This is a genomic window from Shewanella kaireitica (assembly GCF_023284045.1).
GTDB classification, from domain to species: domain Bacteria; phylum Pseudomonadota; class Gammaproteobacteria; order Enterobacterales; family Shewanellaceae; genus Shewanella; species Shewanella kaireitica.
This window is the reverse complement of record NZ_JAKIKQ010000016.1, coordinates 75,093-101,004: the sequence shown is the minus strand read 5'-3', so window position 1 is coordinate 101,004 and position 25,912 is coordinate 75,093. Positions and strand designations below refer to the sequence as shown.

Below are 25,912 nucleotides of genomic sequence, written 5' to 3'. Positions count from 1 at the left end.
TTATTTGCTCCTAATGGTTAAGGTGCTGGTGACTTCTGACTCACCACTGTTCATCGCGCCACCATCGAGCTTGTATGTGCGAGATATAATCTCTTTAAACTTCTCAATTTGAGCATAATTCTTAGCTTTAATCTGCATCCGCAGCTCGCCACGATTACTATCAAAACGCAATGTGGTCGGTTTTAGATCTTGTACTTGCTCAAACGCAGCTTGAGTGCCCTCAAGCATGCTGAAGAACTCAGTGCCGCTGCCGCCACCTTGCATTTTTCTTACATGACTATCCATTTGCGCGCGCAGATTAACCACTCTTGAACTGCCAGGTACCACTTGCTTGTAAATCTGTTCGCTCTGCAGTCTTACCACATCCGCTTTAGCATTCATTTGGTGAATGTTTAGGCCTTTATTCACTAGCGATAACACCACTACAACTGCAAATACGATGGCGGCATTACGCCATAAGCTAAGGTGCTTGCCGTATTCACGCTTAGGCTGATAAACACCTGATAACAGGTTCATTGGCGCATTAAGCATGCCACGCGCTAACACCAACATAGGTAAGTCGAGAGGTTGTGCTTTTATAGCGGTCCCCGCCAAAGCAATTTCTGTATAGCCAGCGACAGTAATTGCCTCTTCGCTGTCAGGCAAGAGTTGCGGTAACGCCATCTCCAGCCACTCTTGCTCAAGGCTTACACCACTGCCTTCGCCCGTTCGTAGCAAGATCTCTTGCCCAAATGTAATGGCTGCCCAATCGCACTCAGCCAAAGGCAATGCAAGACAGTCTGGCACTATGCATTTAGCTTTTAATCCTGCTTCCGCTAGCCACTCTATCCAGTTTTGCATCTGCTCATGAGCAACCACTGCAATATTGAGTGCATCACCTTCACGAGGACCAACCACAAAATGCAGTTCCTCTACATCTTGCGCTAAATTCTCTTCCAGCATAAATGGCAGCGCTTTAATCGCTTGACGCTGGCCTTTTTCAGGCAGGTCGACTGCAGTCAAAGTGATGCTAGATGCTGGGACTAATACGTCAACCGTACCATTAGCAGCTCTTTCAGTCAGAGTCGATAGTGCGCCGGCATCACTGAGTTCGCCAGAACCTATTATTTCTTGTTCCTGTTCAGACCAAACGAGCCACGAACATGGTTGCTCAAAGGATTGTCCTAAACGGATGAATAGTCTTTCACTCACTGATCTGTCTCCACGAGTCTCTTTAATTTTGCTAAAGGACTGTTGTTATTTTTGTCCGCCAAACTGACGGGATAACACATTCAACGTTCTGCCATCGCCATTGAGCACACTTTCGAGCCTAAATACGGCATTATCGACTTTTGCGCCTGCTTCCAATAAAAAATAACTACTGGTCACGCCAAAACTCGATTTAAGTTGTGCATCACCGGCGAGGCTAGCGATAGAGGAGTTTTCCCAAAACTCATCTACTTTCTCATAACCATCGCCAGGGCGTTGGTTGATGATGCTTTCAGCCTCACCAACAGAAATTTTATTATCTAACATGCCCGCAATTAGTGCAGCGTGCTCTACTGGCACAGTGTTAACATTTAATACTTGTGTTGTATTGCCTGGTACTGCACACACATACGGTGCAATCTTGAGATAGATATCTTGCGTGAACCCCATAACGGCCCGCAACTCACTCTTATGACTCATCAAGGTATTAGCTGAACGATAAGGTACATTTCGCGCCTCATATTCTGCATCTTCCGCACCGTAAGGGCTCGCAGTCATATCTTCATCGATATAATCTTTTAAAGTTTGCGATAAGCGCTCAGCGGCAAAATCATCCATCCCAAGCGCGACTAACAGCCCTTTAAACTGAATCACTGGCAGCGGCATTTTAGGTTGACCATTTTCAACTTTCTTGGTCGTCTGCGACAATGCATTCACGTTAAAACAAGACTGCATATCACTGATTTTACCCGCAATCTCACCATTCTCTGCCGGAAAGATCACATCTGCTTGGGCCCAATACTGCTGCATGTGCACAGTGTCAGAATCTTCTAAATCTTGTTTCAAAACCTTTTTGGCGATCTCTTCAGCTGATATTGCATACCAAAAAGCTTGATCATACTGCGCTAAATTAATGGTGCGCCTAACAGACAACTGGTTTCTAGAGGTGATATTGGTAGCAATGATCGCAACTAACGCCACAATCAACAACACCACAATCAACGCAACGCCTCTTTGTTTAGTTGGCATGGTTAAGGAATTATTCACCCTGTCTTACCATCCTCTGTACTGCTGCCGCCGTTATTATTACCGCCGTTGTTATTACCGCCGTTGTTATTACCGCCGTTGTTATTACCGCCGTTGTTATTACCGCCACTGTTATTACTTCCAGCGGGCGCACCTGTCGGCAATAAGAACTTACGTTGTACTTTGCCTATATCCTCGAACTCTATTTCCATAGCGATCGCTTTAGGCAGTTTGGTAGCATCGGTTTTTCGTTCCCACTTATCATCAGTGAAAAAAGCATACTCAACCGAAATCACCTTTTTCATTACAATCGTTTTAATCGGCTCGGCACCGATTTCGGGCTCGGGATATGGGTAATACCAACGCTCCAAATTCCCTTCAATAACCACATAAGCGACTGACTGCAAACTGCCTCGAGGCAGCAATCCATCAGGATTTAACCAACCTAAACGGAAAAATACTAACGACTCTGATTCTGAATCGAGCATGTTATCGCCAGTCTGAAACACTGTGGTGGCACGGCCACCTTCAAGTAATCTAGGGGTGCGAGCTACCATCTGGTTAAGGTCTCGCTCAATAATGCCAAACCCTTGCTGCATTGCTTTTAACTTGGCACCGAATTCACGTGTCACCGTATCGTTTTGCATTACGGTATGTAGCACTGTATTTGCCGCAAGCCCTATTAGGGCAAATATCGCAATGGCGATCAGCATTTCTAACAGCGTAAAGCCGCCGCTAGGTTTAATCCGACTTGAGGACATAACTACTCACCTCAGCAATAACACGACCAAAGCGATCATCGTCGCTAATGGTGATACGGATCATTCTAAAATTGTCATCGGTTGTCTTCACAACCTCTTTGCGCCAATACCAATCTTTACCGGCTAACTGCTCTTGGCCATCTTTACGACCAATATCGGGGAATTTAGGCTCTAAACGCGCTTCTACCATTTGATTATGAGCAACCCACTGGGCCATGGTGCGCTCTTCCAATATCGGCATATTAGCCATCTGCTCGCCCAAGCTTTTAGTGATTGATACTGCGGCAATTGAAAAAACGGCCAAAGCAACAATGACTTCAAGTAAGGTCATTCCGCGCTGCCTAATAGACATGGGCTGGCGCGTTTTGATGAGAGATTGGCGTTTGTAGACAAGCATTAACGTTCATCATCTTCATAATTCAGTTTCAATCGGCCTAATGAATCGCCTACGACTACGACTTCGATCTCTTTATCCATTTCGTCTTTAGCAACAAAAGCGAGCTCAAATGCACTCATCTCACCACTTGGGAATAGCAAAATTTGTGGCTCTGGATACTTCTTTTTCTCATCAGCTGACTTTTCGATTAATGGCTCATCAAACCAACTATCTTGCTCTTCATCCTCTTGCACTAGCGGCAAACCATCAAGCACCAAAACCAGCTCAATACCCGGTTCCATCTGTCTGCTCGCTAACAGCCTATCTTGCTCTAGCGGCTTCCAGTTACCGTCTTCGTCATAGTAGACATATTCATAGCTGTCTTCTTCAATGACAATACCGATGAAATGGCCACTAAGGACCGTTTCATCCAGTACCATTTCCGAGGACATCATAAACTGCTGTGCCAAGCGGTCGAGCGCTTGCTTTTGACCACCACCGCCCATACTCAAGGTAACCGCCGACGCCGCTAACCCCATAAGTAGCACAACGAGCAACACCTCCATTAAGGTAAAGCCCGTTTGGCGAGTTTGACGCACAGCTGCTAATGTCATCTTATTGGAAGTTCTGTAGGTTCCAGTTACCAATGTCATCTTCAGTACCTGGTTGGCCATCAGGACCTGCACTGAAGATATCAAGCTTACCGTTTTCACCTGGACTTAAAAGTAGGTAGTCATTACGCCATGGATCTTGTGGAAGACGCTTAACATAGCCATCTTCACGGTAGTTACGCGGCTCAGGCGACATAGTTGGCTTCTGTACTAGTGCTTCTAAACCTTGCTCTGTTGATGGGTAGATACTGTTATCTAAACGATACATATCTAACGCATTTTCTAGCGCAACAATATCTGAAACGGCTTTCTGTTGGTCAGCTTTATCTTTGTTACCCATCAGGTTTGGTACCACCATTGAGGCTAAAATACCTAGAATAACGATAACGACCATCACTTCTAAAAGGGTGAAACCTTTTTGCTTATTACGAGTTTGCATTAAAAACTTCCTTTAACTAAATGACTTACATATTTCTCGAATGGCAATGCCAACATCGAAACGGTTAACCACTGATCATATTATTCAGCGCCAAAATAGGCTGCAGAATAGCTAAAACAATAAATAGTACTATTGCCGCCATGCTAACAACCAACATGGGTTCAAATACACCCAGTGCAATAGTGACATTTGACTCAAATTCACGATCTTGGTTGTCTGCCGCTCGCTCAAGCATCTGTTCGAGTTGACCACTTTTTTCACCAGAGGTGATCATATAGAGCATCATAGGCGGAAAAAGTTTAGTATTTGCCAACGCAGTACCTAAACTGGTGCCCTCACGCACTCTTAATGTAGCCTCTTCAACAGCAGCTTTAACCTTTACGTTAACCAATACATCGCTGGCAATACGCATCGCGTCTAGCAATGGTACCGAACTGGCCGTCAAGATACTCAATGTCCTAGCAAAACGAGCGGTATTAAGGCTTTTACTGACTTTACTTACCACAGGTAAGCGCAGTAGCAACGTATCGTATTTCATTCTGTTTGCTGGCACGACTAACAAGCGCCTGAAGATGAAAAATAGCCCGACAATCAATCCGAGCATGATCAGGCCGTAATCACGAATAAAATCGGATGAGCTAATGAGAAGCTCAGTGGTCCAAGGCAGCTCTTGCCCCATATGCTCAAATTGACCTACAACCTCTGGTACAACTGCAGCCAGCAAGATCGCAATGACACCGACAGCAACACAAGTCAGCACGATCGGGTAGATCATCGCTTGGGTCATTTTGCTTTTAAGTTGTTGGCGACGCTCGGTATAGTCGGCAAGACGATTTAATACCACTTCTAAGTGACCCGATTTTTCACCAGATGCCACCATTGCGCGATATAACTCGTCAAAGATGTGAGGGAACTCGGCCATTGAATCTGCCAAACTATAACCTTCAACAACTCGCGAACGAACTGCCATCACCATACTGGCTAATCGGTCTTTTTCACACTGTTGACCAACAGCTTTAAGCGCCTCTTCAATCGGCAGGCCAGCCGCTACCAAGGTTGCAATTTGACGAGTGATCAAGGCCAGTTCTGACACTGATATGCCGCGCTTAAAAAAGCTCACACCACCAGATTTTGACTTGCTCTCTTTTTCAACCACTGGAGTAATTTCCAGTGGCATCAAACGTAACTCTCTAATTTGGCCACGGGCATGCCTTGCGGTATCGGCTTCGACAACGCCTTTTTGCTGCTTGCCCGCTTTATCTAATGCTTTGTATTCAAATGCTGGCACTGGTTACTCCTCGCGAGTCACACGCAGTACTTCTTCAAGGGTGGTTTTCCCTGCAAGCACTTTACTCATGCCGTCATGACGGATACTCGGGACTGATTTACGTATATGCTTTTCAATCGCCAATTCGCCTCGACCAGTGTGGATCAACTCTCGTACATCATCATCAACCACTAACAACTCATGGATACCAGTACGACCACGGTAGCCGTTATGCCCACAAGCTTGACACCCTTTTGCACGATATATAATACGAGGATCATCAGCACTAATACCCAACAGCTCTCTTTCGCGTTCGTCAGGTACATGTTCCTCTTTACAATGCTTACATAAAGTTCGAATCAACCGCTGTGCAAGTACACCGAGTAAACTTGAGGAAACAAGGAAAGGTTCTACCCCCATATCTTGCAAACGGGTAATAGCACCAGACGCCGTATTGGTATGCAGCGTTGATATCACCATGTGGCCAGTTAGCGAGGCTTGTACAGCAATTTGTGCAGTTTCCAAATCTCGAATTTCACCAATCATTACCACATCGGGATCTTGACGCAATATCGCACGCAAGCCGCGGGCAAAGGTCATATCTACCTTAGTGTTAACTTGGGTTTGACCAATACCTTCTAACTCATACTCGATAGGATCTTCTACCGTAAGGATATTGGTATCGATGGAATTGAGCTCGGTTAGACCAGCGTACAAGGTAGTACTCTTACCTGAACCTGTTGGCCCGGTAACCAGAATAATACCGTGGGGTTTACGAATAAGTTCATCGAACTGTACCCGCACATCCTCTGTCATACCGAGTTGAACTAGGTCTAAGTTGCCGGCATTTTTATCCAGTAGACGCAGTACCACTCGTTCGCCATGGCTTGATGGCATCGTCGATACACGCACGTCGACGGCACGGCCCGCAATACGCAGTGAAATACGGCCATCTTGAGGCACACGTTTCTCGGCAATGTCCAAGCGGGCCATGACTTTAATACGTGACACTAATAGCGATGACAGCTTGCGGTTAGGCTTTAACACCTCTTTTAGGATCCCGTCGACACGGAAACGCACTATCAGCTGTTTTTCATAGGTCTCAATATGGATATCAGACGCTTCTTCTTTAATCGCTTCAGACAACAATGCATTAATCAGTTTAATGATCGGCGCGTCATCATCACCTTCTAACAGATCTTCTGTTTGAGGTAGCTCTTCGGCAAGCGTAAATAGATCCATCTCGTTACCAATATCTTCCATCATCTGCTGTGCTTCTGATGAATTAGCTTGGTAAGCCTGAGTTAAACGCGTTTCAAAAGCGATATCTTCTAGCTTTATGAGCGGTAACGATTTACCACTATAACGGCGAACCTCTAACAATGCCGATAGCGGTGTACTCGCGGTATGATAGAGCGATAATATGCCCGCCTCGTCTTTATCTAAAGCCGCATTGAATCGATGAGCAAAAGCAAATGGCAAACGCTCTTTACTGGTCGAATGGAAGACTTCATCCGCTTCCGCCTCAGAGACTAACCCAAGCTCATTAGACACTTGTGCTAGTTCATCTTCTGTTTGAAGTTGATTATCACTCATCTGCTGAATCTTTTTCTGAATCGGTGGCTGGCTTTGAATCACTCGTTGTTTCAGCAGGTTTCTCGGTTTCGGCTTCATTGCCACCAGAGATGCTCTTCAACGTTGAATCCGTTTCTCGCATCTTAGTATCTAAGCCTTTGCCGTCTTTATAACGGTTAAGTACTTCGTTCACTTCTGATGGTAGGTAAGCTTCTTGATCCCACTCTTCCAAAACAGGCACATCGGTATTTGGCATCAAGTTCACGCCACGCTCTTGCTGCTCAAGCTGTAGCGCTCTGAAGTAGTTGTACTTGCGCCCAGCAATCCCTTCCATGGTGATCCCATCACGAATAATTGTCGGCTTGATAAACACCATTAGGTTCTTCTTTTTCTTACCGCTTGAAGATGACTTAAATAGATGACCAATAATTGGAATATCGCCTAAGAATGGTACCTTCTGTACCGACTCTTGTACCTCTTCATTGATCAAACCGCCGAGCACCACAATCTGTCCAGAGTCGGCCATTACCGTAGTGGTCAAACGACGAGTCGCAAAGGTCACATCGACACCTGTTTTACCGTTAATACCAGATACTTCTTGTTCAATCGTTAGCTTAACTGCGTTACCTTCATTGACCTGTGGTACCACCTTAAGCTTTACACCCACCTCTTTACGTTCAACGGTTTGGAATGGGTTGCTATTACCGTTACTAGAGTTTTGGCTACCAGTAAGAATAGGCACTTCATCACCAACGATGAATGAGGCTTCTTGGTTATCAAGCGTGGTAATTGACGGTGTTGCAAGTACGTTTGATTTAGTATCACTCGATACCGCTTGGATTAAGGCACCAAAATCGCCCATCGCCACGCCCCACGCCATACCATTCACTTTACCCAGCGCTTGTGCCAGTAAAGTAATGTCACCTCGAGTGTCAGGGTTTTCGGTACAGGTTCCATCATTACAAACTGTAGAACCTTCTTCACCTTGAGCCTGCCAGATACCAGCGCCAATTTCGCCGATAGTTGGGCCTAAGTTGTTAAACTGAGTACCACCACCGGCCTCTGTTGCCCACTGTACGCCAAAGCCAACATCATCACCTTCGGATACTTCAACGATAATCGCTTCAACTAACACTTGAGCACGACGAATATCAAGCTGGTTAATCACGCTCTCAATGGTGCGCATTTGATCCGGCTCAGCGCTGATCACCAAGGCATTAGTGTCTGTGTGAGCCATAATATTTATTTCATTGCGGCGTTTGTTAGCACCTTGAGCTGAACCACCCTTTTCATCAACCAGTTGCTGTGCAAACCCAGTTAATACTTCAACTAAGTCTTCAGCTTTGGCGTAGCGTAAATAACGTACTTTAGTATTACCTGTACTTGCTTGTTCAGCATCTAACTTTTTAATTAACTTAACAACACGCAAACGGCTCTTTTCATCACCACTAACGATGACGGCGTTCGTACGCTCATCAGCGACAACTTTTGGAGCCTGGCCAGGCATTTGTGATTGATTGGCTGTTGAGCGATATAGCGTGTCGACAATGCGTACGATTTCACCTGCCGAAGCAAACTCAAGCTTAACCACTTCAACAGCAGTATCACCTTGCTTATCAACGCGGCGTACAATTTCAACCAACTTATTTACTACTGCAGCACGGCCAGTGATCATCAATACATTTGATGGGTCATATTGAACGACATTACCGCCACCGGCATTATCGTTTAACTGGCGTAACAGTGGTGCGAGCTGCTTAGCTTCTGTGTTATACAGCGCTACAATACGGGTAACCATCTCATCGCCTAAACCTGGCGAATCATCATCAGCCACTCGAATCGATGCCGTTTTAGCATCTTTATCTTTGATGACTTTAATGATGTTGTTATCCATTTCAACGACTGCATAGCCATAAACCTGCAGGGTGTTGAGGAAGAATTGATAATATTGCTCATCATCTAAAAGATCATAGCTGCGGACATTGATTTTGCCGCGAACGGTAGGGTCGACAATAATAGTGCGATTCAAGTTTTTACCAACAATGTTGATAAACTCCTGAATATCAGTGCCCTTAAAGTTAGCCGCATATTGTTCAGACCAAGCAAGTTGTGGTGCAAGTAATGATGCGCCCATAACCATACCAGCGATTAGTCTGCGTCTAATCCTTTTATTATTCATTGTATTACTTCCCCTAAAACCTTTAATTGCGGCAAGCTCAATTAATTATTGCAGCAGCCTTTATTGTTATTGGTTGCAGCTCTTTTATTGCGGCAAGCTAAACATAATTTCGATAAGTTGACCTTCACGCTCAACCATTAAGGCAACTTCAGTCATCTCTGGTAGCTGCCCCATAACCTCTAGCGCTTGACCCATATCGGTCAAGTCGTAACCGTTAAGTGATTTAGCCAAATCATTTGGCTTGAAACCCGCTTCGGTAAATAGTTTTCTGTCTTTTCCGGGATTGAGTCGATAACCCGCCAGCTCTCCACCACTTTTAACCGGCGAGATGGCTAAGTAATCAGTTATCTTGCTCGGGTCAGCCAAAATTTCAGCTCGAGATTCGCCTAACTCACGGGCTACTTCACGATTTTGGCGCTGATCGACTCTTTTACCTTTTGGTAAGCTCTTAGCCTTCTGTAGTTGCTGATTAGCATTACTTTTAGTGTTGTATTCGAGTCCATCTAGCATCAAGGTTTCATAGCGACCACTATTAGTGATAATAATGCGATCGGCATAGACCTCTTTTAGTGATGCTGAGGTACCTCTAATCTTATCGCCTAAGCTGTAAGTTTCTTGGCTACCACTCGATGCAATAACCGCTAGACCTTTAAGCTCAGTGGTTGATGCCACCACTCCCGTCAACTGAATCGACAACGAAGTTTTCGGTGCATCAGTGATAATTTCTTCTACAGGCGCCACTTTAGGCTTAGAAGAGCTACTATCAGCTCGTCCAAATAGGCTCAATGCTTTAACCCCAGAAATATTAGCTGAGCTAGAAGATGTCGATGAGGCAGGCGTCGGCGTCCAGCGAGAAACGGCTGAATTTTCAGGAACTAACTTCCATGTAATCTGTGCTAAAAGAAATAGCATTAGCACAATACCGATAGTAAATATCGCTGAGCTAACAGGCTTTTGGGGCACACCTGCTGCTTTAGTTAAAAACTTATCTAATAAATCCATATTTATGTGGACCCTCTGCACAGGTCTCTGTTCTGATTATGATAATTTAGCAAATCCTGACTCATGCTAACCCACACTGCAATCTGCAACAAGCCCATAACAGCAGCAATGTTGGCGATAATAGGCCAAATATGCTAACTTTACGCGCCTTAAAAGGGTGTGAAGCTTGCCACTATTTTGCGTGTCGAGATGTAAAGATTCGTATATTAATACTCAGCTTGTGAACTTACCCCTACTTTAACAAAGGTTAATCTACCACTGGAGTCGCTCATGATTGACAACGAGCAACAAGCATTGAAAGTCAGGCTAGACAAATGGCTCTGGGCTGCGCGCTTCTATAAGACTCGCGCCATCTCAAAAGAGATGATTAATGGTGGTAAAGTACACTACAACGGCCAGCGCACCAAATCGAGTAAGTATGCTGAGATAGGTGCCACCATTAGATTAAGGCAAGGTTATGACGAAAAAGAGATCGTCATTGTAAAATTGTCAGAACAACGCCAAAAAGGGTTAATCGCGCAAACCCTTTACCAAGAAACACCTCAGAGCATAGCGAAACGTGAGACCTATGCCGAGCAAAGACGCTTGAATATTCTTCATAATCCGGCTCCAGAGCAGAAGCCCGATAAGAAACAACGTCGACAAATTATGCGCTTTAAAGAAAGCTAACACTGGAATACCGAAATGACTAAAGACAACTTATACCGTTACCTATTTGACAATGCCAGCGTGCGCGGTGAATTGGTGCAATTAGAGAAAAGCTACCAAGAAGTAATTGCGGGGCATGACTACCCAGTCGCCATTCAACACTTACTCGGCGAGCTTATGGCGGCAACTTCACTGCTGACAGCAACCTTAAAGTTTAGTGGCGATATTAGCATTCAACTACAGGGCGACGGTCCAGTATCACTTGCAGTTATCAACGGCAATAACTTGCAACAATTGCGCGGTGTTTCTCGCTGGAATGGCGACATTGCTGCAGATGCACAGCTGCAATCTTTATTTGGTAAAGGCCATATGGTCATCACACTAACACCTGATGATGGTGAACGCTACCAAGGTGTGGTTGCACTGGACAAAGAAACACTCAGTGAGTGTCTCGAAGCTTACTTTGAGCAGTCAGAGCAGCTGCCAACCAAGATAAAGTTATTTGCTGATGCCAAACAAGCAGCAGGTATGTTCCTACAGGTATTACCTACTGACGGCAACCACAATGAAGAGTTCGAGCACCTTTCGGTGTTAACCGAAACGGTTAAGCAAGAGGAATTGTTTACTCTTGAGGCGGAAGAGGTGCTGCACCGCCTCTATCACGAAGAAGAGGTACGTCTGTTTGAGCCTGTTGCGATTACTTTTAATTGCACCTGTTCAAAAGAGCGCAGTGCACAAGCGATCCGCACAGTGGCAAAAGAGGAGATTGATTCAATTATTGCCGAACAGGGTAAAATTGAGATGGGTTGTGAGTACTGCAACAGCAAATATATATTCGACGCAATTGATGTCGAAGCGATTTATGCAGTGGCACCCAATAGCGATACAACCCAGTAAGCTACCGACCCATAGTTTTATCGATTAAAGGCGCTCATTGAGCGCCTTTTTTGTCTTTAAACCGTAATTGGTATGACCTTCCTACCAAGGATCACAGCAAGATTTCAGTTTGATGATCACTTTTTAGTATTTTTTTTGATCTAGTCCACATATTCAATTGCGCATACGTTACAATCGCCCCAGACAAAATAGCTGGCGCCATAGACCGGCACATAAAACGACCCTAAAGATGGAGACCTTACCCATGGCGGATGGATCAAACCGCGAGTACCTTAACCTCTCTACAGGCCAATTAGTTGAGCTTGCGCTAGCACGCGGCGAAGGCGAATTGACTGCAAACGGTGCTTTAGTTGCAAAAACTGGCGAACGCTCAGGTCGCTCACCTAACGACCGCTTTATCGTGAAAGAGCCAAGCTCAGAAGCTGATATCGAGTGGGGACCAGTTAACAAGCCATTCGAAGCAGATGCTTTTACAGCACTTTGGAATCGTGTTGAAGCTTACCTAGCTGATAAAGACACGTTTGTTTCACACCTGGAAGTTGGTGCTAGCAAAGAGCACTACCAACCAGTCACTGTAACAACTGAATATGCATGGCATCAGCTATTTGCTCGTAACCTTTTCATCGTTCCGACAGAGTTTAATGCAGCAGACAAGCCAACATGGCAGATCATCAATGCACCTGGGTTTGTGTGTAATCCAGAGCGCGATGGCACCCATTCTGATGCCACTGTCATCTTGAACTTTGCAGAACGTAAAGTACTACTTGCTGGCCTTAAGTACGCTGGCGAGATGAAGAAGTCTATGTTCTCAGTGCAAAACTTTTTGCTACCAGCGAAAGGTGTATTACCCATGCACTGCTCTGCAAACGTAGGCTCTGACGGTGATACCACACTATTTTTCGGTCTATCAGGCACAGGTAAAACCACACTTTCTGCAGATCCTAAGCGATTCCTTATCGGTGATGATGAGCACGGCTGGGCACCTGGTGGCGTTTTCAACATTGAAGGCGGTTGCTACGCAAAATGTATCGACCTTAGCCAGAAAAACGAGCCTGTGATCTGGGATGCGATCCGTTTTGGTACCGTGCTTGAAAATGTAGTGACCGATGAGAACCGTGTACCTGACTACACTAACTCAACGCTAACAGAAAATACCCGCGCCGCTTATCCTCTTGAGCATATTGCTCAACGTAAAGATGAAAACTGCGGTGCAGAACCTCATGCAGTCGTATTCTTAACTTGTGATGTTTCAGGCGTATTACCACCTGTTTCCAAGCTAACTAAAGAGCAAGCAGCCTACCACTTCTTGTCAGGCTACACTGCTAAAGTGGGTTCAACTGAAATGGGCTCAACTGCCGCTATTCAGTCAACCTTCTCGACTTGCTTCGGAGCACCATTCTTCCCACGTCCAGCTGGCGTATACGCAGAACTACTGATGAAGCGTATCGAGTCTTTCGGTAGCCAGGTTTACTTGGTCAACACTGGTTGGACGGGTGGACCCCATGGCATAGGTAAGCGTTTTGATATTCCAACTACTCGTGCGATTGTCGATGCAATCGTGAGCGGTGAGCTAAAGGATGTTGAAACAGAGTACCTTGAAAAGCTAAACCTGCATGTACCTGTTGCAATTCCAGGCGTAGACAGCAACTTACTCAACCCAATTAATACCTGGGAAGATAAGCAGCAGTATGCCGAGTTCGCACAGCATCTAGCAGAAAGCTTCCAGAAGAACTTTGAAAAATACCAAGTGCCTGATTCAATCAAGAATGCAGGGCCAAACGCTTAATGCTCTAACATAAGCGTTTACGCTTAAAATCCCAATTTAGCCCTGCTAAATTGGGATTTTTTTATATTCATCATCCTTTCCCCCCTTTAAAAAATATTCTTAATCACCTTTAACAGGTAAAGCCTAGTAAACTTTAAGTAAAGTAAGCTTGACTTTCGTATCAAGCAAGCCTAACTTTAAGTCAAGCTTGCTTTACTAAATAGACAAAAGGAACTGTACTGATGAAAAAAGCATTAGACGCGATATGCGTTAAAGGGCTACCAAAACGTGATATTAAAAACGCCAATAGGGTTAACCTATTAACACTGCTATGGGTAATTACTTTGATGATAAGTACCTACTTAGCCGGAGAGGGAATGTTAACAAGCCCAATAGCGTTAACGATCGCCATTGTGATTCATGTCATTGTCGGTATCGCTATGCTGCTATCTTATAAACATTTTTTAACTCAGCTAGATGAGATGGAACGTAAGGTACAGTTAGGCGCTCTCGCACTGGCTGTTGGGGTCGCCATCATTAGTTTCTCCAGCTATTCAATCCTTGAGGAAGCCACCACATTGCCACCGTTAAACACGGCATATCTCATCGCACTTATGGCGCTAAGCTATATTGTTGGTATCTTTAAAGGAAGGTTGGCCTACCGATGAAAAATCGCTTAAAAATACTCAGAGCTGAGCGAGACTGGACCCAAGCCGATCTCGCCGACAAACTGGAAGTATCGCGGCAAACGATCAATGCGATAGAGAAAGGGAAATACGATCCCAGTTTACCACTCGCGTTTAAAGTCGCCCGTTTGTTTGAGATGCCAATTGAAGCTATTTTCGAAGATGAAACAGCTGTTGTCGCAGGTTAAGTCAATAGGTCCTCCCCCGCGGAGGACATATTTGTGAATTTATGTATTTTGCTCTACCGCGGCGCTAAGTCTATTAGTGTTTTAATCACTCCTTGCAACAACTGTCTTTACAAAAACAATTCAACTTAATTAATCAAACATTGCGCATATTTCGACACAGTTATCTAGTTGCACTTGTTAGCATTTTGGTGAAATATAAGCCTCTTATAATAATTCTAAATTTATCTTACAGATGGATGCCTTACCATGCGCTTTTTGCCCACTTTAACAAGCTACGCAGTCGCTACCTTTGCTGTCACTAGCTTTTGCACTCTTGCCGCCGAACACCATGCTACGCCTCAGTTAGCAACCACGTACGTTAATGATGCCATTTTACCTCCCATTATCGAATGGCATGGTAAAAGTGAAGCCCTACTGGCAGCACCAGACAGTGAATGGGCTACACCTTTTGAGCAAAATGGCCTTAAAACCAGTCCAAATTATGATGATACCTTTGCATGGTTAGATAAGCTGATTAGCCAGACCGATATGCTCAAAAAAGTCAGTATTGGCAAAAGCCCCCAAGGTCGTGATATTTGGATGATAGTCGCCTCGAAAGAAGGTGCTGAAGATGCACCGACTCTACTGAAAAACAACAAACCAAGCGTGTTAGTTCAGGCTGGCATTCATTCTGGCGAGATTGACGGTAAAGACGCAGGTATGATGCTGCTACGCGATATTGTTATCGGTGATAAAGCCGCGCTACTTGATAACGCTAATCTATTATTTGTGCCTATTTTTAGTGTTGACGCCCATGAGCGCTCTACCGAATACAATCGAGTTAACCAAAGAGGTCCGGTTAACATGGGTTGGCGCACTACCACCAACAACCTTAACCTTAATCGTGACTATGCTAAAGCTGACACCTTAGAGATGCAGCATATGCTACGTGCCATTAATATTTGGCAACCTGACTTATACATCGACGTACATGTTACCGATGGTATCGACTATCAGTACGATGTCACCTTTGGCTATAACTTGGCACAAGGACAAAGTCCATCGAGTTTTAAGTGGTTAGAAAACAGTTACCGCCCAGCGATTGAAGCCGCACTGACTGCTGAGGGACATGTTCCGGGGCCATTAGTGTTCGCAATCGACAATACCGACATCACTAAAGGCATGTCTTTATGGAATGCTAGTCCACGCTTTTCCAATGGCTATGGTGATGCGCGCCACCTGCCAACAATTTTGATTGAAAATCACAGTTTAAAACCGTTCAAGCAACGCGTGCTCGGCACTTATGTGATGTTAGAAGCGACGCTAAAAACCATCGGTGACCAATCAACAAAACTTAAATCGGCGATCCAGCAAGACAAATATCGTTACTCACCACGAGTAACCCTCACTTGGAAGCAAGAGCAGCAAGCAAAAGGCTGGGACTTCAAAGGTATCGGCTACTCGATGGAGCAAAGTGCAATCAGTGGCAATGAGATTGTTCGCTGGAATGGTGAACCTAAGCTGTACCCAAACCTTCCAGTTATAGGTGGTACCAAAGCCGATATCAAAGTGAATCGCCCAACGGCTTACTATGTGCCACCACAGTGGAAAGATGTGATTGAGCGCCTAAGCGTACACGGGATACGTATGACCACAATCAACAAGCCCAGTAAGCAAAAATTGCAACAATATCAATTTAGCGAAGCCAAGTTTGGTAGTGCTGACTACGAAGGCCATCAACGTGTCAAAGCTACGGTAAGCAGCCAAACTATCGAAGCGACTTTACCTACAGGTACTGTGCGTATCGATACAGAGCAACCGCTTGGCGATCTTGCAATCTTGCTACTGGAGCCACAATCACCAGACTCGCTTTTTCAATGGGGTTTCTTTAACCCTATTTTCACTCGTACCGAATACATCGAGAACTATGCGGTTGAGCCATTAGCAGCGCAGATGCTAAAACAAGATCCAGCGCTGCAAGCAGCATTCGATGAAGCGCTGAAGGATGAAGCGTTTGCCGCCGATCCAAAGGCGCGTCTGCGTTGGTTCTATCAGCGCAGTCCCTATTACGACAACCAATATTTAAAATACCCGGTATTAAGAAGTAATTAATCCTCTGGTTTTTATGATGAATACCAAGGTATAGCTCAAACAAAACAGCGCCAAATGGCGCTGTTTTTTATGTTAAAAATCGAGCTTAGGCCTTCTTATAGCCAGATATAGCATAGGTAAGCGGTAAGCGTTGTCCTTGCTGCTCAACAAAGTAACGTGAGCGCGGCGCTGTCCCCTGCGGTAAACTGACCTCAACAGTCTCCTCTGTCAGTCCATCGAAACAGTTGTATGGGCTAAAATCGAATTCATTGAATGAGTCGATTTCGATACCGGCACGGATCAGTGCATTGATAACATCAGCAAGAGAGTGAGGCCAACTCATAAAGGTCTCCGTTTCATCACCTGCATTCTCAGTATAGGTAGGCTCATCTTCTACATCAGGCTCCTCTTGATGAAAGTAGCTATAACCGTCAAATACCGCTTGCGCAGGATGAAACTCCACCATATAAAACTGACCACCGGCTTTCAGCTTGCTGGCTATGGTTTGCGCCCACTTATCTAGGTCAGGAAGCCACACAATGGCGCCATAAGAGGTAAATACGATATCGAACTGCCCCGCCACTTGCTCTGTCACCTGATAGACATCGGTACATATAAACTCTGCATCAATTTTAGCTTGAGTAGCCAATGATTTAGCCTGCTCAATGGCTGCGCCAGAGAGGTCGACACCAGTTACTTTTGCGCCTAAGCGTGCCCATGACAGTGTATCTAAACCAAAGTGACATTGCAGATGTAACAGGCTTTTCCCCTCTACATTCAGTGCAGCCAGTTCTATCTCTTGCAGTGAGCTGTTACCCGCTAAAAAACCAGCGACATCGTAAAAGTCAGAAGTAACATGAGTTTGTACTCGGCGATCCCAACCTTGTTGATTTACAGATAAATAATCCATTCTTGCTTCCATCCCCTATGACTGAGCTAGGCTATAACCGAAAAACTCAGCGGTAATAAACGACTAATTAAAATCACTAACAATGTCGATTTTGGCCAATTTTTTGAGTTAATTCACCACCGACAGCCAAGATAACAACAAAACATCACAATTAAAACAAGTAGATAACATATTGGCACACTACCTGCTTAGATAGGTCATAACTTTAAATACACAATTGATTCTAAAAAATATAATAAGGACATCATCTTATGAAATTAGCCTCTAGTCTTTTTGCGGCAGTCATAACGTTAGCGCTATCGGGTTGCATCATCAATGTAAATGGCGCTAGCACCGGTCCACTTGACCATCAGAAAAAACAGATCCAGATTGAAGCCGCAGGTATCGACACATTTGTCGCCAATACTGGCGCAGGAGATTTAAAGATCCAAGGCGTTACCGGGTTAACCCAGATCACCGTGGTAGCTGATATCTACACTTATGGTGATATTAAAGCAGACTTAACACTAGAGAAGAGCGGCAGCAATGCTAAATTGGTTGCCGAGTTTGACAGTAATATCAATTTCAGTCGCTCGCCGTATATCGACCTCACTATTCAAGTTCCTGCCGATATGATACTGAAAATTGACGATGGTTCTGGTGACATTGAAATTAAAAATGTTTCAGCCAATATTGAGCTTGAAGATGGCTCTGGTGACCTTTCAATTCAAGGTGGGCATAACCTTAGTATCACAGATGGTTCAGGCTCAGTATCTATTACTAACACCACCGGCAAGCTAACACTGGAAGATGGTTCTGGCTCAATCAACCTAAACGGCATTGGTGGCGACACCAACATCGATGACGGCTCAGGCGATATGACGGTAACCAACGTCAATGGCCACGTTGTTATTGATGATGGTTCAGGTGATATCGAAGTCGACAACACCAAAGGCCTTAGCATTGTTGAAGCAGGTAGCGGCGATTTGAGCGTGGATAATATCAACGGTTCAGTAAGCATGAACTAAGCCAAACTAGGTTTTAATGTTAACGATTCAAACTCTAGACTGATAGCAACTCTGAAAAACTGAGCTATTATTAACTCAGTGAAGGAGAATTCCTTCCCGGCGTGGGTGCTGTTGTCGATTAATGTGCTTAGTGGTCGGTTATGTCGACCAAGAGCGTATTTAAGTACAACAGCGCCCAGCCCACCCTTTAAGGATCTCAGCGGAATTATCAGCTGAGATTCGACCATTTCAAACCATCTAGCCCGTTATTCTGAATCGTCGACTCAACTTCTATCACCAGCAGTTCAAATAACCTGCGACCAACGTGTATGCAGGTACTATGCTGACGATGTTGTTACGAGTTAGCATTCGCTAGGCTAACAGTTCTCTTCTAACAATGTCAGCTCCTGCAGTTAACGCATTTAGCTTGGCGGTTGCTATATGACGAGGTAAAGGTGCCATACCGCAGTTGGTGCACGGAAAGAGGTTCTCTGCATCGACAAACTCAAGTGCCTTTCTCAGGGTATTAGCCACCTCTTCTGGGGTTTCAATAGTGCTGGTTGCTACATCAATCGCCCCTACCATTACTTTTTTCCCTCGAACAAGCTCAAGTAATTCGAGTGGAACATGAGAGTTATGGCATTCTAGAGAGATAATATCGATATTCGATTTCTGCAACTTGGGGAAAGCTTGTTCGTATTGCCTCCACTCTGTGCCCAAGGTCTTTTTCCAATCGGTATTGGCTTTAATGCCGTAGCCATAACAGATATGTACTGCCGTTTCGCATTTAAGTCCCTCTACTGCTCTTTCTAAACAGGCAATCCCCCAATTATTTACTTCGTCAAAGAACACATTAAATGCAGGCTCATCAAACTGGATGATATCAACCCCTGCAGCCTCTAGCTCTTTGGCTTCTTGATTGAGAATTTTGGCAAATTCCCAAGCGAGTTTTTCACGACTTTTATAATGATCATCATACAGCGTATCAATCATAGTCATTGGGCCTGGCAGCGCCCATTTGATGGGTTGCTTGGTCTGCTGGCGTAAGAACTTAGCATCTTCTACAAAAACTGGCTTTTGACGAGAAACTGCGCCAACCACGGTCGGCACACTTGCATCATAGCGGTCACGAATTTTAACCGTTTTACGTTTCTCAAAATCCACGCCGTTAAGATGCTCGATAAAGGTCGTCACAAAATGCTGACGCGTTTGCTCGCCATCACTAACAATATCGATGCCAGCGTGTTGCTGATCTTGCAATGACACACGCAATGCATCGTGCTTGCCCTCAATCAACTCTTCATCTTGCAATTTCCATGGTGACCAAAGTGTTTCTGGCTGCGCCAGCCAAGCGGGTTTAGGTAAACTGCCAGCAGTTGAAGTCGGTAATAATTTTTTCATAATAATTGCTACTGTCTATTTAGGTTTGTTATTAAGCGTAATTTGCAGACCACTGCTCAAGCACTGTTTGGTATGGTTTGATAAAATGCTCTTCTGCAAACTTTCCTTGCTCAATCGCCAACTGGCTGCGTTCTTCTCGGTCATAAACAATTTGCGTTAATGAATGATCTAGGTTCTTCAAGTTTGGTTGATAACATTTACCCGCCACAGCATTAGCATTGTAGATCTCAGGCCGATAGATTTTTTGAAAAGCCCCCATCGTGCTGATAGTACTGATAAGCTCAAGATTAGTGTAATCACTAAGCAGATCACCAAAGAAATAGAATGCTAAAGGGGCTACGCTATTAGCAGGCATAAAATAGCGAACCTGTAGCCCCATTTTTTTGAAATACTGTTCAGTCAAAGAGGATTCATTGGGTAAGTATTCAAGGCCTAGTATTGGATGTTGGTTCTCAGTGCGCGTATATATTTTATTATCTGAAACACTGAGGCATATAACTGGTAGTTTATTAAAATTCTGTTTGTATATATCAGAGTTAATAAAGCATTTAAATAGATTCCCATGTAAATCACCAAAACCACTTGGAATACTAAAATTTGATTTACCTTTATTGTGTTCTAGCAATAATACGCTGAAATCATAATCTCGCACATAAGAGGAAAAGTTATTTCCGACTATACCTTCTATACGCTCGTTATTTTTATGATCAATAATATTGGTTTTCAACACTTCAATTGATGGGAAAGCCTGCCCACCACTTTCGATATCCATATCAACAGAGACTATTTCAAGCTCTACAGAATAACGGTCACCTTTAGGATTATCCCAACCAGCCAAGGAATTAAAGTTATTGTCTATCATTTTCAGTGCATTTCTCAAGTTCTCGCGACGACGCTCGCCTCTAGCCAAATTAGCAAAATTGGTCGTGATACGAGTGCTGTTTGCAGGGTGATAATTCTCATCGAGAGAAATGCTCTTAATTGCAAAATTAAAGTTATTGCTCATTGTGGTTCGGTATCCTGTTTACTGAGATAAAAGTTAAATTTATTTTCACCCTGATAGGCCTTGCTTGATCTATTTATCCCCCTCAGCTTTAAATATTTATTACTGAAGACTTAAAAAATAACAAAGGCAATGATGACAACGTAAATATTAGGATCTATTTATACTTGTTTCGACGCACTAACAACATCGCTTTTATTTCATGAGCAACATGAGTGACATTCATGTTCGATTAAGTTTGAAAGTTTAATCAAATGTCAGTTATATTAACCAGCTTTAAGCGAGCACACTTTAATTAATCGAGCACGCTAGCCCTAATTATATAAAGAGATAAACTTAATGAGTGAATTGCTGTTGTTGATTGTTTACTGCGCATTGCTAGGTTGTGGAGTAGGTTTTTTAGCAGGTCTACTAGGTATTGGCGGTGGGCTAGTTATTGTGCCGGTGCTAAGCAGCATTTTACTTCATTTCGAGGTTTTACCCGCAGAACAGGTGATGATTGCCGCAATTGCCACCTCATTAGCATCAATTTTATTTACCTCAACATCTTCGGCAATCGCTCATCACAAGAATGGTAATGTGCCGTGGAAACTAACGCCTTGGGTTATGGTCGGGGTTGCTCTTGGCGCGCTTATCAGTGGCTTTATGGCTTCTCTATTGCCAGAAAAAATTGTGCGTATTGTGTTTGCGGTAAGTGTAGTACTGATTGCTTTTAAGATGCTTTACAGTCATAAAAGTCACTCTAGCACTGAGCGAGAAATGCCTAATAAGGGTCTGCTAACTGTTTTGACGACGATTACTGGCAGCTTGTCAGCCATGATAGGGATTGGTGGCGGTGCACTCTTGGTACCTTTGTTGACATTTTTCTCACTCGACATGAAAAAAGCCATCGGCTGCGCATCTGCTTGCGGGATTGTTATCGCATTATTTGGCTCGATAGGTTACATCAGCGCTGGTAGTCACCTGTTTGCTTTAGCAGACGGTTTTGCAGGGTTTGTGTATTTACCCGCTTTATTCGGTATTGTTTGTACCTCCTGGTTTACCGCTCCTTTAGGCGCCAAATCGACCCACTATCTTCCAGTATCAGTTATAAAGAAAATTTTCGCAGTATTATTGTTAGCTGTCGCTGCAAACATGATTCTAAAATAACAACAATGCTAGCTTGACTGGCGGCAGTCTATTAACGCCAGCTTCTTAGCTCTAGGCCATTTTTTCAGTGCAATCTCACGCTTTAGTGCTTCACTGCGACTGCCTACAGTTTCCGAGTAGGCTAAAGTTAAAGGGCCTTTACCACGCAAAAACTTAGCAGACTTAGCGCTGCCACTTTGATGCTCGCTAAAACGCCGTGCGACATCGGTGGTTACTCCTGTATATAGGTGGCCGTTAGCACAGCGCACCATATACAGATACCAGACGGACTCAGCTGCCACTAGTTAGCTTTTGCCTTATCTAAACCGAGCAAACCGATGAAGAAAGCGTACTCTTGTGCTTTGTCTTCATATTGACGATAACGGCCACTCTTGCCACCGTGCCCTGCTTCCATATCGGTATCAAACAGTAACAAATTATCGTCGGTTTTAATGTCACGCAGCTTAGCGACCCATTTAGCAGGCTCGAAGTACTGCACTTGTGAATCATGTAAGCCTGTGGTGACTAGCAGATGTGGATAACCCTGCGCTTTAGCTTGATCATAAGGCGAGTAACTCAGCATATAGTCAAAGTAGACCTTCTCATTTGGATTGCCCCACTCGTCGTATTCGTTTGTGGTCAGTGGAATAGTTTCATCCAGCATAGTGGTTACGATATCAACAAACGGTACGTGCGCAGCCACCGCAAAGTAGCTTTGTGGGGCTTGGTTGATTACGCCGCCCATGAGCAAACCACCTGCACTGCCACCCGCAGCAACCACTTTGTTTTTGTCGCCATAACCTTGTTCGGTTAATGCTTGAGTCACATCGATAAAATCATTGAAGCTATTTTGCTTATTGAGCATACGTCCATCGTCATACCAACCGCGGCCAAGCATCTCTGAACCACGAACATGGGCAATCGAGTAAACAAAGCCGCGATCCAGTAAGCTCAAAATAGAAGAGCTAAAATCAGGCTCTACCGTATAACCGTAGGAACCATAGCCATATTGATATAATGGATTAGTACCATCTTTGTTAAACATCTCTTTACGATAAACCAGTGTCACTGGTACCTCTTTTCCATCACGGGCTTTTACAAATAACCGCTCTGCTTGGTATAGCGTTGCATCAAAGCCGCCTAGCACTTTTTCTTGCTTGAGCAATTGGCGCTGATTGGGTTGAGTAAGGTCATATTCATAAACCGACTCAGGCGTGGTTGGGCTTGAGTAATACAGCCTAAGCTTATCGCTCTGCTGACTCGCATTAACATCGAAGCCAACCACATAGGCGGGATCATTAAACTCAAGTTCGACACCAGCACTCATATCAAAATCTTTATCTTTTAAGGGATAAACATGGATTCGACTAATGCCACGTTCACGAGTTTGCACCACCATGTATTGTGTTAACAGTAGAACGTCTTCAATTCTCGACTGAGGATCATGAGCAATCACATCTTGCCAAGCCTGTTTATTGGCTGCGTTATCGACTGCGACCTTCATCAGTCTAAAATTGCTCGCCTGCCAGTTGGTTAAGATGTAGTAAGCCTCTCCCAACTTAGAGACGGAGTATTCATGGCCCTCTTCACGTGGCAATACCGCTTTAAACTCTGCCAAGGCCGCATTAGCATCAAGCATTAGCACTTCGCTGGTAATGGTACTCTCAGCGTATAAGGCTATTTCGGTTTCATCTAGCGACTTACCTAGGCCAATATAAAATGTGTCATCTTGCTCTTCATACACCAGTACATCTTCAGCTTGTGCGGTGCCAAGCTTATGGCGAAACACTTGATAGCCTAATAAGGTTTGTGGATCTTTGGCGATGTAAAATAGATGCTGGTTGTCATTAGCCCACACCACTCGTCCATCGGTGCCCTCTATCCTATCTGTTATCAGCTCGCCGCTGACAAGATCTTTAAAATAGAGGCTATAGATACGGCGACTGAGTAAGTCTTCTCCAAACACTAACTTGGTTTCATCGGGGCTGACAGATACACCACCTAAACCATAGAAATCGTGCCCTGCAGCTCGCTCATTCACATCAAGCAGCACCAACTCATCATTACTATCTATCGCCTTTTTTCGAGCCACAATCGGATATTCAAAACCTTCCTTGTAGTAACGATAGTACCAATGCTTGTGCCAGAAATAAGGCACGCTTGATTCATCCTTATCAAGTCTTGCCACTAACTCTTCAAATAACTGTTTTTTAAGGCCATCATAAGGTTTAAATTGCGCCTTGGTATAGTCATTTTCAGCATTAAGATGAGCGATGATTTTAGGGTCTTTGCGCTCGTCATCGCGCATCCAGTAATAGTCATCGACACGAGTCTCACCATGTAAGGTCATGCTATGAGGAATTTTTTCCGCAACGGGTGCGTCGATTTCAGTGTTAGGGGTCATGTTTTTACATCCAAATAGCAAAAAGGTGCTTAGTGTGAGGGCTAACATCAATTTCATTCGCGGCGTCCTTGTCAGCATAAAGTCATGGCAGGTTCGTCAGTAAATAAGTTGACTACACCCACCACATTTGTCAGGTCTCCAGCTTGTCATTTTAATCAAATTGACGCAACATAGCGGCGTTTATCTGTTCCCAAACAGAAATAAACATAATTCTCAGGGCGGGGTGTAACTCCCCACCGGCGGTAAGTTATGTAAGTTGTGGTTATACAGCGTCATAAAAGCCCGCGAGCGCCTACTGTTCGTGACAAGATGTCCGCTAGTAGGGTCAAGCAGATCTGGTAAACAGACCTTACACAGGTTGTACCTATTCCAGAGCCGACGGTAATGAATACTGCTGCGCACTATGTGCGTTGCGTGTACTAAGTCCGGATGAAAGAGAATATAAGATTGAACAAGCTTGCTTTTGCAGCTGCTTCAGTGTGTTTTGCCAAATGCAAAGCGCATAGTACTGGCTGCTTGAACAAAATTGTCTTCACCTCTTATTAAGCACATGCATCTATCAATGATGCAGGTGTCATTTTCTGTACGCCCTGATTCTGGCAACCCAATGTAGTTTATTTAAGGATGTTTACCATGAATCAGTCTTTACTTGCGCCTTATGGCAACGCTATCGAACGCGTCAACGTAGCACTTACCGCTCTTCGACAAGGGAAAGGGGTATTAGTCGTTGATGATGAAGATAGAGAAAACGAAGGCGATCTTATCTATAGCGCCGAAACCCTAACTAATGAGCAGATGGCACTACTTATCCGTGAGTGCAGCGGCATTGTTTGTTTGTGTCTAACCGATGAGCGCATCGCTCAGCTTGAGCTTCCACCTATGGTTGTTGATAACAACAGCCAATACGGTACTGCGTTTACCGTCAGTATCGAAGCTAAAGAGGGAGTCACTACAGGAGTTTCGGCTGCAGATCGTGTTACCACAATAAAAGCAGCTATCGCTGATGGCGCCAAACCTGATGACTTAGCCCGTCCAGGTCATGTTTACCCACTACGCGCTCGCCCAGGTGGAGTATTAGAGCGTCGTGGTCATACCGAAGGTACTGTTGATTTGATGAAGCTCGCCGGTCTTAAACCTTTTGGTGTTCTCTGCGAAGTCACTCTTCCTGACGGCACCATGGCTCGTCTGCCAGAGATCATCGACTTTGGCCAGCAACACAATATGCCAGTACTCACCATAGAAGATATTGTGGCTTACCGTAACTCGCAATAATCTAAGTCGCCAATCTAAGTCACAGCATAATTTTAGTTGGTTGTTATGTTAATGATACAAAAAGGTCATGCCCACAGCATGGCCTTTTTTGTACAACTAAGCTAAACATCAATAAAGCCATAGCCTTAGC

The 25,912-nt window shown here is 44.4% G+C and carries 23 protein-coding genes, 1 pseudogene and 1 riboswitch; of the genes and pseudogenes, 9 read left to right on the top strand and 15 right to left on the bottom strand.

Annotated elements, in window-relative coordinates:
- The 10 genes from gspL to gspC form a co-directional block, all read right to left on the bottom strand.
- Positions 1-1,191 (bottom strand): type II secretion system protein GspL, encoded by a 1,191-nt coding sequence (gspL, locus tag L2730_RS17410; RefSeq protein WP_248975757.1) that lies wholly within the window; start codon positions 1,189-1,191, stop codon positions 1-3.
- A gap of 45 nt (positions 1,192-1,236) precedes the next feature.
- Positions 1,237-2,217: a type II secretion system minor pseudopilin GspK gene (gspK, locus tag L2730_RS17405; RefSeq protein ID WP_248975773.1), complete on the bottom strand. Its 981-nt coding sequence runs from the start codon at positions 2,215-2,217 to the stop codon at positions 1,237-1,239.
- A gap of 14 nt (positions 2,218-2,231) precedes the next feature.
- The gene (gene gspJ, locus L2730_RS17400; protein ID WP_248975756.1) at positions 2,232-2,975 is read right to left on the bottom strand and encodes a type II secretion system minor pseudopilin GspJ; all 744 of its coding nucleotides are present in this window, start codon (positions 2,973-2,975) and stop codon (positions 2,232-2,234) included.
- On the bottom strand, positions 2,956-3,327 hold the full coding sequence (gene gspI / locus L2730_RS17395; protein ID WP_044556216.1) for a type II secretion system minor pseudopilin GspI: 372 nt from the start codon (positions 3,325-3,327) through the stop codon (positions 2,956-2,958). The genes gspJ and gspI overlap by 20 nt, the downstream gene beginning before the upstream one ends.
- A gap of 44 nt (positions 3,328-3,371) precedes the next feature.
- A complete protein-coding gene (gene gspH / locus L2730_RS17390; RefSeq protein ID WP_248975755.1) occupies positions 3,372-4,004 on the bottom strand; it encodes a type II secretion system minor pseudopilin GspH in 633 nt (210 codons plus the stop codon).
- Positions 3,967-4,401 carry a type II secretion system major pseudopilin GspG gene (gspG, locus tag L2730_RS17385; protein WP_220738335.1) on the bottom strand — a complete coding sequence of 145 codons (435 nt, stop codon included), beginning with the start codon at positions 4,399-4,401 and terminating at the stop codon, positions 3,967-3,969. The genes gspH and gspG overlap by 38 nt, the downstream gene beginning before the upstream one ends.
- 64 nt (positions 4,402-4,465) lie before the next feature.
- Positions 4,466-5,689 (bottom strand): type II secretion system inner membrane protein GspF, encoded by a 1,224-nt coding sequence (gene gspF, locus L2730_RS17380; RefSeq protein ID WP_248975754.1) that lies wholly within the window; start codon positions 5,687-5,689, stop codon positions 4,466-4,468.
- A gap of 3 nt (positions 5,690-5,692) precedes the next feature.
- On the bottom strand, positions 5,693-7,264 hold the full coding sequence (gspE, locus tag L2730_RS17375; RefSeq protein WP_248975753.1) for a type II secretion system ATPase GspE: 1,572 nt from the start codon (positions 7,262-7,264) through the stop codon (positions 5,693-5,695).
- Positions 7,257-9,422, bottom strand: a complete 2,166-nt coding sequence (gene gspD / locus L2730_RS17370) for a type II secretion system secretin GspD (RefSeq protein WP_020910413.1) — start codon at positions 9,420-9,422, stop codon at positions 7,257-7,259. Before gspD ends, gspE begins: the two co-directional genes overlap by 8 nt.
- Positions 9,423-9,506: 84 nt before the next feature.
- On the bottom strand, positions 9,507-10,424 hold the full coding sequence (gspC, locus tag L2730_RS17365; protein WP_248975752.1) for a type II secretion system protein GspC: 918 nt from the start codon (positions 10,422-10,424) through the stop codon (positions 9,507-9,509).
- Positions 10,425-10,694: 270 nt separating this feature from the next.
- Here gspC and hslR point away from each other — a divergent pair, with 270 nt between their 5' ends.
- The 6 genes from hslR to L2730_RS17335 all read left to right on the top strand — a co-directional run bounded on the left by hslR (position 10,695) and on the right by L2730_RS17335 (position 16,699).
- Positions 10,695-11,093, top strand: a complete 399-nt coding sequence (gene hslR, locus L2730_RS17360; RefSeq protein WP_220738330.1) for a ribosome-associated heat shock protein Hsp15 — start codon at positions 10,695-10,697, stop codon at positions 11,091-11,093.
- Positions 11,094-11,108: 15 nt separating this feature from the next.
- Positions 11,109-11,969 (top strand): Hsp33 family molecular chaperone HslO, encoded by an 861-nt coding sequence (gene hslO / locus L2730_RS17355; RefSeq protein ID WP_248975751.1) that lies wholly within the window; start codon positions 11,109-11,111, stop codon positions 11,967-11,969.
- 244 nt (positions 11,970-12,213) lie between these two features.
- Positions 12,214-13,755 carry a phosphoenolpyruvate carboxykinase gene (locus L2730_RS17350; RefSeq protein ID WP_248975750.1) on the top strand — a complete coding sequence of 514 codons (1,542 nt, stop codon included), beginning with the start codon at positions 12,214-12,216 and terminating at the stop codon, positions 13,753-13,755.
- A 221-nt stretch (positions 13,756-13,976) separates the two neighbouring features.
- Complete coding sequence (locus tag L2730_RS17345; RefSeq protein ID WP_248975749.1) at positions 13,977-14,402, top strand: hypothetical protein; 426 nt, start codon at positions 13,977-13,979, stop codon at positions 14,400-14,402.
- Complete coding sequence (locus L2730_RS17340; RefSeq protein ID WP_248975748.1) at positions 14,399-14,608, top strand: helix-turn-helix transcriptional regulator; 210 nt, start codon at positions 14,399-14,401, stop codon at positions 14,606-14,608. Before L2730_RS17345 ends, L2730_RS17340 begins: the two co-directional genes overlap by 4 nt.
- 246 nt (positions 14,609-14,854) lie before the next feature.
- Positions 14,855-16,699: a M14 family metallopeptidase gene (locus L2730_RS17335; protein ID WP_248975747.1), complete on the top strand. Its 1,845-nt coding sequence runs from the start codon at positions 14,855-14,857 to the stop codon at positions 16,697-16,699.
- An 85-nt stretch (positions 16,700-16,784) separates the two neighbouring features.
- Here the strand turns inward: L2730_RS17335 and L2730_RS17330 are convergent, their stop codons facing one another.
- Entirely contained in the window at positions 16,785-17,588 is an 804-nt protein-coding gene (locus L2730_RS17330) for a class I SAM-dependent methyltransferase (RefSeq protein WP_248975746.1), read from the bottom strand.
- Between the two features lie 251 nt (positions 17,589-17,839).
- On the opposite strand from L2730_RS17330, the gene L2730_RS17325 reads away from it, so the two are divergent.
- The gene (locus L2730_RS17325) at positions 17,840-18,595 is read left to right on the top strand and encodes a DUF4097 family beta strand repeat-containing protein (RefSeq protein ID WP_248975745.1); all 756 of its coding nucleotides are present in this window, start codon (positions 17,840-17,842) and stop codon (positions 18,593-18,595) included.
- Positions 18,596-18,946: 351 nt separating this feature from the next.
- On the opposite strand, the gene L2730_RS17320 is transcribed toward L2730_RS17325, so the two are convergent.
- A complete protein-coding gene (locus L2730_RS17320) occupies positions 18,947-19,975 on the bottom strand; it encodes a methionine synthase (protein ID WP_248975744.1) in 1,029 nt (342 codons plus the stop codon).
- A 31-nt stretch (positions 19,976-20,006) separates the two neighbouring features.
- Positions 20,007-20,981 carry a DUF1852 domain-containing protein gene (locus tag L2730_RS17315; protein ID WP_248975743.1) on the bottom strand — a complete coding sequence of 325 codons (975 nt, stop codon included), beginning with the start codon at positions 20,979-20,981 and terminating at the stop codon, positions 20,007-20,009.
- 336 nt (positions 20,982-21,317) lie between these two features.
- On the opposite strand from L2730_RS17315, the gene L2730_RS17310 reads away from it, so the two are divergent.
- The gene (locus tag L2730_RS17310) at positions 21,318-22,127 is read left to right on the top strand and encodes a sulfite exporter TauE/SafE family protein (RefSeq protein ID WP_248975742.1); all 810 of its coding nucleotides are present in this window, start codon (positions 21,318-21,320) and stop codon (positions 22,125-22,127) included.
- Positions 22,128-22,135: 8 nt separating this feature from the next.
- Here the strand turns inward: L2730_RS17310 and L2730_RS17305 are convergent.
- Together L2730_RS17305 and L2730_RS17300 are read right to left on the bottom strand one after the other, a co-directional pair.
- Positions 22,136-22,396 (bottom strand): annotated as a pseudogene (locus L2730_RS17305) (GIY-YIG nuclease family protein); the annotation flags it as partial.
- Positions 22,397-22,407: 11 nt separating this feature from the next.
- Positions 22,408-24,567: a S9 family peptidase gene (locus L2730_RS17300; RefSeq protein WP_428848469.1), complete on the bottom strand. Its 2,160-nt coding sequence runs from the start codon at positions 24,565-24,567 to the stop codon at positions 22,408-22,410.
- A 148-nt stretch (positions 24,568-24,715) separates the two neighbouring features.
- Positions 24,716-24,955: riboswitch (FMN riboswitch) on the top strand.
- Between the two features lie 188 nt (positions 24,956-25,143).
- On the opposite strand from L2730_RS17300, the gene ribB reads away from it, so the two are divergent.
- Positions 25,144-25,782 carry a 3,4-dihydroxy-2-butanone-4-phosphate synthase gene (ribB, locus tag L2730_RS17295; protein ID WP_248975740.1) on the top strand — a complete coding sequence of 213 codons (639 nt, stop codon included), beginning with the start codon at positions 25,144-25,146 and terminating at the stop codon, positions 25,780-25,782.
- Positions 25,783-25,912 lie beyond the last annotated feature (130 nt).

Coding starts and splice junctions, on each gene's coding strand:
- gspE (WP_248975753.1), bottom strand. CDS start 7,264: ATGAGTGATAATCAACTTCAAACAGAAGATGAACTAGCACAAGTGTCT.
- L2730_RS17335 (WP_248975747.1), top strand. CDS start 14,855: ATGCGCTTTTTGCCCACTTTAACAAGCTACGCAGTCGCTACCTTTGCT.
- L2730_RS17345 (WP_248975749.1), top strand. CDS start 13,977: ATGAAAAAAGCATTAGACGCGATATGCGTTAAAGGGCTACCAAAACGT.
- L2730_RS17340 (WP_248975748.1), top strand. CDS start 14,399: ATGAAAAATCGCTTAAAAATACTCAGAGCTGAGCGAGACTGGACCCAA.
- gspH (WP_248975755.1), bottom strand. CDS start 4,004: ATGACATTGGTAACTGGAACCTACAGAACTTCCAATAAGATGACATTA.
- gspJ (WP_248975756.1), bottom strand. CDS start 2,975: ATGTCCTCAAGTCGGATTAAACCTAGCGGCGGCTTTACGCTGTTAGAA.
- L2730_RS17325 (WP_248975745.1), top strand. CDS start 17,840: ATGAAATTAGCCTCTAGTCTTTTTGCGGCAGTCATAACGTTAGCGCTA.
- L2730_RS17350 (WP_248975750.1), top strand. CDS start 12,214: ATGGCGGATGGATCAAACCGCGAGTACCTTAACCTCTCTACAGGCCAA.
- ribB (WP_248975740.1), top strand. CDS start 25,144: ATGAATCAGTCTTTACTTGCGCCTTATGGCAACGCTATCGAACGCGTC.
- L2730_RS17315 (WP_248975743.1), bottom strand. CDS start 20,981: ATGAGCAATAACTTTAATTTTGCAATTAAGAGCATTTCTCTCGATGAG.
- gspD (WP_020910413.1), bottom strand. CDS start 9,422: ATGAATAATAAAAGGATTAGACGCAGACTAATCGCTGGTATGGTTATG.
- L2730_RS17330 (WP_248975746.1), bottom strand. CDS start 17,588: ATGGATTATTTATCTGTAAATCAACAAGGTTGGGATCGCCGAGTACAA.
- L2730_RS17300 (WP_428848469.1), bottom strand. CDS start 24,567: ATGAAATTGATGTTAGCCCTCACACTAAGCACCTTTTTGCTATTTGGA.
- gspK (WP_248975773.1), bottom strand. CDS start 2,217: ATGCCAACTAAACAAAGAGGCGTTGCGTTGATTGTGGTGTTGTTGATT.
- L2730_RS17320 (WP_248975744.1), bottom strand. CDS start 19,975: ATGAAAAAATTATTACCGACTTCAACTGCTGGCAGTTTACCTAAACCC.
- L2730_RS17310 (WP_248975742.1), top strand. CDS start 21,318: ATGAGTGAATTGCTGTTGTTGATTGTTTACTGCGCATTGCTAGGTTGT.
- hslR (WP_220738330.1), top strand. CDS start 10,695: ATGATTGACAACGAGCAACAAGCATTGAAAGTCAGGCTAGACAAATGG.
- gspI (WP_044556216.1), bottom strand. CDS start 3,327: ATGTCTATTAGGCAGCGCGGAATGACCTTACTTGAAGTCATTGTTGCT.
- hslO (WP_248975751.1), top strand. CDS start 11,109: ATGACTAAAGACAACTTATACCGTTACCTATTTGACAATGCCAGCGTG.
- gspC (WP_248975752.1), bottom strand. CDS start 10,424: ATGGATTTATTAGATAAGTTTTTAACTAAAGCAGCAGGTGTGCCCCAA.
- gspG (WP_220738335.1), bottom strand. CDS start 4,401: ATGCAAACTCGTAATAAGCAAAAAGGTTTCACCCTTTTAGAAGTGATG.